General features: G+C 43.0%; 9 protein-coding genes and 1 tRNA gene. 4 read left to right on the top strand and 6 right to left on the bottom strand.

All coding sequences use genetic code 11. The annotated features are described in order from the left end of the window. Together VIP81_RS02705 and VIP81_RS02700 are read left to right on the top strand one after the other, a co-directional pair. The coding region (locus VIP81_RS02705; RefSeq protein ID WP_331956940.1) for an STAS domain-containing protein at positions 1–367 on the top strand (367 nt) is incomplete at its 5' end. An 82-nt stretch (positions 368–449) separates the two neighbouring features. Next, positions 450–1,358 carry a ribonuclease Z gene (locus VIP81_RS02700; protein WP_331956939.1) on the top strand — a complete coding sequence of 303 codons (909 nt, stop codon included), beginning with the start codon at positions 450–452 and terminating at the stop codon, positions 1,356–1,358. A gap of 109 nt (positions 1,359–1,467) precedes the next feature. Here VIP81_RS02700 and dapA read toward each other — a convergent pair whose 3' ends face one another. Further along, complete coding sequence (dapA, locus tag VIP81_RS02695) at positions 1,468–2,343, bottom strand: 4-hydroxy-tetrahydrodipicolinate synthase (RefSeq protein WP_331956938.1); 876 nt, start codon at positions 2,341–2,343, stop codon at positions 1,468–1,470. Between the two features lie 79 nt (positions 2,344–2,422). Then, complete coding sequence (locus VIP81_RS02690; protein WP_331956937.1) at positions 2,423–3,376, bottom strand: acetyl-CoA carboxylase carboxyltransferase subunit alpha; 954 nt, start codon at positions 3,374–3,376, stop codon at positions 2,423–2,425. Between the two features lie 159 nt (positions 3,377–3,535). Between VIP81_RS02690 and VIP81_RS02685 the strand changes: the two genes are divergently transcribed. Beyond that, positions 3,536–3,609 (top strand) — tRNA-Asp (locus tag VIP81_RS02685). 330 nt (positions 3,610–3,939) lie between these two features. Here the strand turns inward: VIP81_RS02685 and VIP81_RS02680 are convergent. The 3 genes from VIP81_RS02680 to VIP81_RS02670 form a co-directional block, all read right to left on the bottom strand. Beyond that, entirely contained in the window at positions 3,940–4,248 is a 309-nt protein-coding gene (locus tag VIP81_RS02680; protein ID WP_331956936.1) for an RNA-binding protein, read from the bottom strand. A gap of 332 nt (positions 4,249–4,580) precedes the next feature. Continuing rightward, positions 4,581–4,832 (bottom strand): hypothetical protein, encoded by a 252-nt coding sequence (locus VIP81_RS02675; RefSeq protein ID WP_331956935.1) that lies wholly within the window; start codon positions 4,830–4,832, stop codon positions 4,581–4,583. Positions 4,833–4,926: 94 nt separating this feature from the next. Further along, positions 4,927–5,295: a Fic/DOC family N-terminal domain-containing protein gene (locus tag VIP81_RS02670; protein ID WP_331956934.1), complete on the bottom strand. Its 369-nt coding sequence runs from the start codon at positions 5,293–5,295 to the stop codon at positions 4,927–4,929. 584 nt (positions 5,296–5,879) lie between these two features. On the opposite strand from VIP81_RS02670, the gene VIP81_RS02665 reads away from it, so the two are divergent. Then, complete coding sequence (locus tag VIP81_RS02665) at positions 5,880–7,031, top strand: hypothetical protein (protein ID WP_331956933.1); 1,152 nt, start codon at positions 5,880–5,882, stop codon at positions 7,029–7,031. A 47-nt stretch (positions 7,032–7,078) separates the two neighbouring features. On the opposite strand, the gene VIP81_RS02660 is transcribed toward VIP81_RS02665, so the two are convergent. After that, positions 7,079–8,557: a glycosyl hydrolase family 18 protein gene (locus tag VIP81_RS02660; protein WP_331956932.1), complete on the bottom strand. Its 1,479-nt coding sequence runs from the start codon at positions 8,555–8,557 to the stop codon at positions 7,079–7,081. Positions 8,558–8,724 lie beyond the last annotated feature (167 nt).

Raw genomic sequence — 8,724 nt, 5'->3', positions numbered from 1 at the left:
CAAAATTGATACCAAAGAAAAAATAGTCGTTTTTTGTCCGGAAGAAGTCGCCCTGGATGCTAATTTGTCAGACGACTTCATGGCCACTGCAACTGCATTGCCGGAACTAAAGGGACGTAATCTCATACTGGATCTGACATTGGTAGAAAAATTTGATGCAAAAGGAGTTGAAGCCATTTTAACAGTCTACCAGTGTATGTATGACAATCATCTTTCCTGTGCTTTAACCGGCCTTAACAACACTTTAACAGCTGCCTTGAAAGATGCGGGTAACGATATGCTGAATATTGCACCGACTATGGCCGAGGCGATAGATCTGATCATGATGGAGGAACTGGAGAGAGAATTATTGGAAGGAATGGAGTAGAGAACGGCTTTTAGCCGTTAGCTTTGTCGTATGGACGAGCTAACAGTTAAAAGCTCAAAGCTAACGGCTAAACGATAAATACATGTTTGCAGTAACAATATTAGGTAACAATTCAGCTATCCCTACCCTGGACAGGCACCCCACGGCCCAGGTAGTTACCTGCAACGAACAGTTGCTGCTGGTAGATTGCGGAGAAGGCACACAATTACAGATCGCTAAATACAGGATTAAGCGGAGTAAGCTGAGATATATTTTCATCAGTCATCTTCATGGAGATCACTATTTTGGGCTGATAGGGTTGTTGAACACACTCAGTCTGATGGGGCGAACCGATCCGCTCAGCGTATATGCGCCACCGGAGCTGGAGCAAATTATCCAGTTACAGCTGGATTGTTCGGGGACTATTTTAAAATTTGAATTGTCTTTCATACCCCTTCTTCCTGGTTATAGTGGTACTATACTGGAGGATAAGGACTTACGGGTAACTTGTTTTCCTACCCAGCACCGGATTTCCTGTTTTGGATTTTCCTTTGAGTTGCAGAAAAGAAAGCGGAAGCTGATTCCGGAACAGGCCAGGGCCTACGAAATTCCGGCGGCTTATTTTGGTAAGTTGCAGGATGGCGCTGATTATCAGCGGAAAGATGGCACACTTATTAAAAACGACTGGGTGACCCTCCCTCCTCCTCCGGGTAAAAGGTATGTGTATTGTGCAGATACTATTTATGATGTGAACCTGCTGCCATGGCTGAAAGATGCAGACATGATGTATCATGAAACGACTTATTTGCATGATTTAGAGGATAGGGCGGCAGAGCGCTACCACAGCACCTCTGTGCAGGCAGCTTCCCTGGCGGCAGCGGCCGAAGTAAAGCAACTGCTGATCGGGCATTTTTCTTCCAAATACACAGAATTACAACCTTTCCTGGATGAATCCAGACCGGTTTTTGAAAATACTGCCATTGCGGAAGAGGGCGTGACTTATATTGTTTGAGCGGAAAGCAAAAGGGATAAAGCAAAAAGCTATTGAAGCGAATGAATTAAGCGGGTATTCACCTTGCTTTCATCATTCGCTTCAATAGCTTTTTGCTTTATGTTTTCTGCTAGTATTTATTCAAATATGCGGAAATGTTGCCATAAAGTCCGTCTGTAACCGGTAATATGGGTAAGCGGAAATTATTTTCGCAGATACCTGCGTGATGCAGGAATGCTTTAATGCCGGCAGGATTATTTTCCGAGAACATCATTTCAAATCCCTGGAGCATTTTGTTATTGAGGATACGTGCTGCCGGGTAATCGTTTACCAGTGCGGCATGTACCATGCTGGAAAAGTCGGCGGCAAAATAATTGGCGGCAACAGAAATAACGCCATCCATGCCGCAGGCCAGCTGGGCCAGTGCGAGACCGTCGTCGCCGCTGATCACCAGGAAGTCTTTTGGTTTATCGCGGATAATCTGCATGCACTGCATCATATCGCCGGAAGCTTCCTTCATGGCAACGATATTCTCCACTTCATGTGCAAGGCGCAACGTAGTTTCTGCTGTCATATTACGACCGGTACGTCCGGGCACATTATAGAGGATGATGGGCTTAGGGGAAGCCGCTGCAATTGCTTTATAGTGCTGAAATATTCCTTCCTGGGTTGGTTTGCTGTAATACGGCGCTACGCTGAGGATGGCTGCTGCTTCATCCAGCGGGCAGCTCTCGAGCCGTTTCACTACATCCCGGGTATCATAATCGCCAATACCAATCACTACAGGCACCCGTTTCGACACCTTTTCGAAAGTGAATTTTATCAAATCCAGCTTTTCATCTGCAGAAAGAGTAGGTGTTTCACCGGTTGTGCCTAATGACACAACGTAGTTAACGCCGCCATCGATCACGTAGTTGATCAACTTTTCCAAAGCATTCCAATCGATGCTTTCATCTGCTTTAAAGGGTGTTACCAATGCCACCCCGGTGCCTTTTAGTTGTTCCATATTGTGTTTACGGGAAAATAAAAATTTCGAATTCCGAAGGCCGAAATTCGAAATTTTTATTGTGATCTCTAAATATTTTTTATTTCTCTTCGTAAAAGCCCATGCGGGAGAACTTGTCGATACGTTGTTCAATGCGGGTATCAGGATCAATTTTCCTTAATTCGGCCAGTGTTTCCTTGATACGTACTTTTAATAAATGGGCCATTTCGTCGGGATTTACGTGTGCTCCACCGAGTGGTTCATGTACAATTCCATCGATCAGACCAAACTGGCTCATATAATCGGAGGTGAGTTTCAGCTCTTCGGCTGCTTTTTCCTTAAAATTCCAGCTACGCCAGAGGATAGTAGAGCAGTTTTCGGGAGAAATAACAGTATACCAGCTGTTTTCCAGCATAAATACCCTGTCGCCGATACCAATACCCAACGCGCCACCAGATGCACCTTCGCCTATGATAATGCAGATTACGGGCACACGGAGCTTTACCATCTCAAAGAGATTACGGGCAATTGCTTCCGCCTGACCTCTTTCTTCTGCTTCCAGGCCGGGATAGGCACCAGGCGTATCGATGAGGGTCACCACCGGCTTATTGAATCTTTCGGCCAGTTTCATAAGGCGGAGGGCCTTGCGGTAACCTTCCGGGTTCGCCATACCGAAGTTTCTGAGCTGGCGCATTTTGGTGTTTACGCCTTTTTGCTGACCGATAAACATCACGGTTTCACCATCCAGGTCGGCGAAACCGCCTACCATGGCTTTATCGTCTTTTACATTCCGGTCGCCATGCAGTTCCGTAAAGTTGGTACACATCTTTTCGATGTACGCCAGCGTATAGGGCCTATCCGGATGACGGCTCAGCTGTACACGCTGAAAGGGAGTGAGGTGGCCATAGATATTCTGACGGGTATCAACAATTTTCTGTTCATACTCGCTTACGGTAGCAGATACATCTACGCCTGATTTTTCACCATTCTCCTTCAGCTTCTCCAGCTGCTCATATAAGTCAGCGATAGGTTTCTCGAAATCCAGGAATTGCATAATTTGATTAAATTGGTTAAAGATCGGGTGTAAAGATAATGCTGAAAATATTTTTTAAAAAAGATTTGCTTAATTGGGAACTTTGTTGCTATCTTTGCAATCCCAAAACGGAACAACACAACGAATTGGGAGACAAGTTCTTAGTACACATTTTGGAATGGATCGGTAGTTCAGTTGGTTAGAATGCCGCCCTGTCACGGCGGAGGTCGCGGGTTCGAGTCCCGTCCGGTCCGCAAAATCTCGAAGAAACCCGCGCTAGTCGCGGGTTTTTCTTTTATGGTCGATTAGTTAGTCGATTTCAGTTTTATTTCCCTAAATAAAATACTTCTTATTTATTTCTTAGTGATTCACCCAATGGCATATGTTAATCGAATGCCAGGCAATTTTTTGGGGGAGGGCATTTCACGTGTCAATAATAGTGAGAGAAAGCGGTAAAAACGGTGCTGCCATCCGGTACATAGAAAAGTAAAAGCAAAGCTACAAACTACTTAACGTATTTTGTGGCTTTGCTCCTTTGTTCTCTTAACAGATAAAGGTAACCGACGTTTTAAAACATCCAACTATTAGTATCTGGGTTTAAATCCAGGGCGTGGGCCAGATCTGGAGAAACGATTATTTTCTCGTCCTTCAGGTTTTGGCCGAGCCTCATACACTACTATTGTCTGGCCAGCAACTACTGAATTATTTAATTGCTTAATTGCCTGTACTGCATTAGAATCGTCTGGCATTTCAACGAATGCAAAGCCTTTAGAACGGCCACTGTACTTATCATACGCTATATTAATACTATATACAACTCCAAATGGGTCAAATAAAGACCAAATCTCATCTTCAGTTGTTCTGTCACTTATATTACCTACAAAAATATTCACAAATATAATTTTAATTAAATATACATATTACTGAAAAATAAGGACTAAAAAAGAAAAAGAAGCCCAAGCTACATCAGAAGAAGCCAATGCAACTTTGCTAAAGTTAGAGCAATAAATTGGGTATTACAGGGGATATTACAAATGCGTCAAAAGTTAGCTCCCTGCAACTCTAACGCCCGTTAAACTAAAAATGGTTGTTGGTGATTAGCTAACAACCATTTTTAGCCTACAGGTAAAGAATAAAAGAGTGGGTTTTAAATATTTTTACCAACTCTCAATATTCACTTCACGGGTGCCATTATAGAATTTAACAGACAAATTTTCAAGACCGCTTAAACTTGCTCGCTCTTCAGAAATCCGTTTTCTTCTAATACCTTTAAATAACCACCAACTGTTTTTAGATTCCCAAGCCCAGCTAATTCCAATTGAGAACGTTTAGTATATGGTAATTTGAAAAGGACTTCAATGAGATCTTTAGAATATATCCTCGGTAACTTTTCCTGAATTTCAACGCTCATCTGTTCCATTAGCCTTTCAATTTCAATAATCTGATGACGTCCTTTTGAGGATGTCTGCTCAATCATATCCAGCATATATAAAATCCACGAAGCCCAATCTTTCTCTTCCGTTACTCTCCTTAAATTTGCATAATACTCATTTTTATGCCGGATGATATAATCACTTACCCGAATTATTCTCTTTTATAATCTGCATGATGGAAATAAAGAGATTAGTAGCCAGAACGGGCTTTTTCCGAATTTGCTTTATCCCATACCAAAGTGCATCTTTATAATGTATTACTTCTTTAGTAGCAGAGGAACCTCTTCCTTTTTCATTAATTGAAGCTCTGAATAACTCATCCTGTGTTGTGATAATATTCTCCATAGCAGAACTTGCCTGAGCTTCCTGCAAATTTATAGTTTCAATAAATAAAGTAGGATTAGGGAGATTGGTAATTGCACCTTTTAGCTCTGATAAAGACCGACTAGGTGCGATGGTCTTTTTAAGGATAGTAGTATCCTCTATTACTACGGTCGGAGGTAACAAAGGCAGATCATCTATAAGGAATAGATGAATTATATGGCATATTTTTCCATTTAAAAACGTGGGTAAATTTTGTCCTCAAAAGAAGAACAAGGGCGAATATACGTAATTTTCGCCCTCGTTCATATTTCAAGGGGAAATCATATATTAATGACGGGGGATCTCAATTAATTTCACTAATAAATGTCTGAATTTCAGATAAATTATCTACGAACCGGTTCGAACATTGTGCCCTCCACCCCGCAAACAGAAAAGCCGCATAAATCGTATGATTTATGCGGCTTTTCTGTTTTGCGGGGTGGAAAAAAGTGATAATACCCGTTCATTGATGGTGAGAAGAACTGCGGGCTGATCAATGTTATTGCAAAAATGGGGGGCATTCATTAATTTTGCTGTGAATGTAATAACTACCACTAGTTTACGATAACAGACTAAACTATCCTTTGCCAATATTTTACCTGATCCAAAAATCCTTTTTATCGCCTACATACAATTATGATGATTTTTAGATTAATCCGACGGGCCAACCTGTTTCTTGTTTTTCTCACACAATGGTTGTTTCAGTATTCCACCAAAACCTTTCCCACATGCGGTTTCTGAAAATAGCCTGCCTGGTGCTGATATGCGGCTTTCCAGCGACCGCCCAACAGGATTCCTTCTCTTCCCGCCTGCTCCATGAAATTGCCCGTGAACAGGTAGCCAGCGACAGTTTTTATTTCGCGGGGATGTTTCCCAGTCAGCGATATTATGGCCGCCCAAATGGGAAAATGAAACAGGACAACAATATTTTTTTTACGGGTCTTATTGCTATGACCCTGGGGGAAATACAGTACCAATTTACCGGAGCAGATAGTGTATTGTGTCGGCAGATCCGCTCAAAAGCCTGTGCTACTTTCCCGAATTTCCGTCATCAATCCGGGCGTGCTACTTTCAATTTCTGGAGAACCAATCCCAGCATGGTATTTCCCAATTCCCGTTTTCTAAATTTATTCAGGAAATGGCATTCCCTTCCGGATGATATTGATGATACGGCCATCCTTCTGCTGGCCATGCAAGCCGATTCCACTATGGCATACCAGGCAAAGCTCCTCATGCAACAGCATGCCAACACCGTTCATTACCGCATCCGGAATACCTTTAAAAAATACCGCCAGATCCCGGCGTATTCCACCTGGTTCGGGAAAAGTATGCCGATTGATTTCGATGCATGCGTGCTGACGAATGCCCTGTATTTCATGCATGCCTATAACATGGCCAACAGTAGTGCCGACAGTGCCACCGTACAATTACTCGATTCGTTTATCCGCCACCGGGAATACATGTCTCACGCAGCATATATTTCCCCCCACTATGCGCGCCCGGCGGTGCTGTTGTATCACATGGCCCGTCTTATTGGCCGATATCCGATTCCAGCGCTGGCGCAACACCGCTCTCAGCTGGTTACAGACATGCGTCAGCTACTGGCCATTTCTACCAATGATATGGACCGGATCATTTTGAGTACTGCGCTAATCTGGCTTGGCGACACGCCACCAGAAACAAGCTTGGTAAATGTAAAAACGGATGGCCGATTTGTGTTTTTTGTGGCCGGATTCAACTCCCTGCTGCCGGATATCGGGAAGAAAATGCTCTCCGGCTTCCCACCTATCAGTTATTATTACCAGTGTCCTGCGTACAATAAGTTATTACTCCTGCAGCATTACCTGTTGCGAAAAGAGCGATTAAATCATCGTGAATGACAGCGCATCGGCTTTTATGTTATTAATTTCCTTAACTAGTTGACCTTTTATTGCCTGGAAATCATCCATTGCTGATTAGCGCCATTTCCATCTGTCCACTGCACAATTTTGGCACCCGGAGTGGTAGATGCCTGATAAACGGATGCCAGCCTGTTGCTGGCTACGTTTACCAGCTTATAATAGCCCAATTCATTTGGAACAAATTGATACCGCTGATTTCCTCCACCATGCCATGGATTTTGAACAAACTGTACGCCAAGTCCACTGGCGGTTTCATCTACTTCATCCAATACCTTACCGCTATTTTTATTGGTTATTTTAAATTCGTTATTTGTTACTGAAAGAAACCATTTCTGATGATCTCCATTTGTCCAGGTATTTTGCTGCACCCCTGCAAAATTATTTAACGATGCATTGGCTACTTCCATCGCCAACCAGCTGTTAGATGCCGTAAAAGCGTAGTTCAACGACGTATCGAAACCTGCCAATGCCGGATTTCCCGCGCAGAAATTCATCAGCTTCAACAAAGAACTGGCATCATCCTGCGGATCGTGCATAATTTGCCACATCATCATACCACCGGCACCCTGTTGTAAACAATAGGCTACTTTTTGGCGTAGTACCGGATGCCCATCGAACCACCAGGATTTAGTAGGCGTAGCGTATTTGTAATTCAGCGCGTAGGCGCCAGGAAATTGTTTTAAAATATCTTTTATAGATATCTGCGTAGTGGGCGTATTACCATTATACTCCCAGGCATATCCCGGCACCCCCATGTTTAATTTAGCTGCCGGTAATTTGGCTTTAAAGAAATTGAAATCATTCTGAAAATTTGCGAATGAAGAATGTGAACGCGGTGAGCTGCTGGTGTAGTCATATACCATTACATTTAAAAAATCCAACCGGCTATATACTGCGGCAGATAAAAGGTTGCCCTGGTACCTGGCTAAGGCAGCAGAAAGGAATTTTGAATACTGTTGCAGGGTATCAGACAACTGAACCATAAATCCGTTATAATCACTTGTGATGCGCGCCCCTTCTAAATCTACATCTATCCCGTCAAAATCATAGGTGGTTAATACCGCCCGGATATTTGAAATGACCTGCGCCCTGTTGGCAGGTTTAATCAGGTTGTCCCAATAAGCAGGGCCGCCACCACCGCCAATGGACATATGTACCCTTACATTGAGGTTATGGGCTTTTACCACTGCCTGCGCAATGTCGCTACTAATGGTAAACACCCCGTTGGCATCCGGATTAATGAAAGAGATAGTCACATCCGTGAGTTGTGCGAGATTGACCGAATCCATATATTTTACGTACTCACCAGTGTATACGGACATGTAGCCATACATCCTCAGATTAGTTTGCAATCCTGCCGGATGGCCGGTTACCGTGCTAACGGTATTCGCCTTTAGTTTGCCGGGTACAGGAGCGATTTCCTGCAGGGGTGTTGTTTTTTTACAGGAGATAATAAGACTGGTCAATAAAATAGGGGCCACCATCTTTAATAATAGCATTTTCATAATTTAGATTTTTGAGTTGATATAAATAGAGTTTCTACGCTGAGGGGCTTACATGATAAGGGTTATCGGGTTCACAGTAATCTTACGCGCAATAATTAAAAATTACTCACTAATAATGCAAACGCTACATCCAAATATTGATATTTAAACATACATTTCCTCCATCG

Source organism: Chitinophaga sp., assembly GCF_036566945.1.
Classification (GTDB): Bacteria; Bacteroidota; Bacteroidia; order Chitinophagales; family Chitinophagaceae; genus Chitinophaga.
Note: the sequence above shows the minus strand (reverse complement) of the source record. Positions and strands in the feature narration are given on the sequence as shown.

What these genes read in the sequence shown, in the direction of transcription:
- dapA (WP_331956938.1), bottom strand. Translation starts at nt 2,343, where the DNA reads ATGGAACAACTAAAAGGCACCGGGGTGGCATTGGTAACACCCTTTAAA.
- VIP81_RS02660 (WP_331956932.1), bottom strand. Translation starts at nt 8,557, where the DNA reads ATGAAAATGCTATTATTAAAGATGGTGGCCCCTATTTTATTGACCAGT.
- VIP81_RS02700 (WP_331956939.1), top strand. Translation starts at nt 450, where the DNA reads ATGTTTGCAGTAACAATATTAGGTAACAATTCAGCTATCCCTACCCTG.
- VIP81_RS02690 (WP_331956937.1), bottom strand. Translation starts at nt 3,376, where the DNA reads ATGCAATTCCTGGATTTCGAGAAACCTATCGCTGACTTATATGAGCAG.
- VIP81_RS02665 (WP_331956933.1), top strand. Translation starts at nt 5,880, where the DNA reads ATGCGGTTTCTGAAAATAGCCTGCCTGGTGCTGATATGCGGCTTTCCA.
- VIP81_RS02675 (WP_331956935.1), bottom strand. Translation starts at nt 4,832, where the DNA reads ATGATTGAGCAGACATCCTCAAAAGGACGTCATCAGATTATTGAAATT.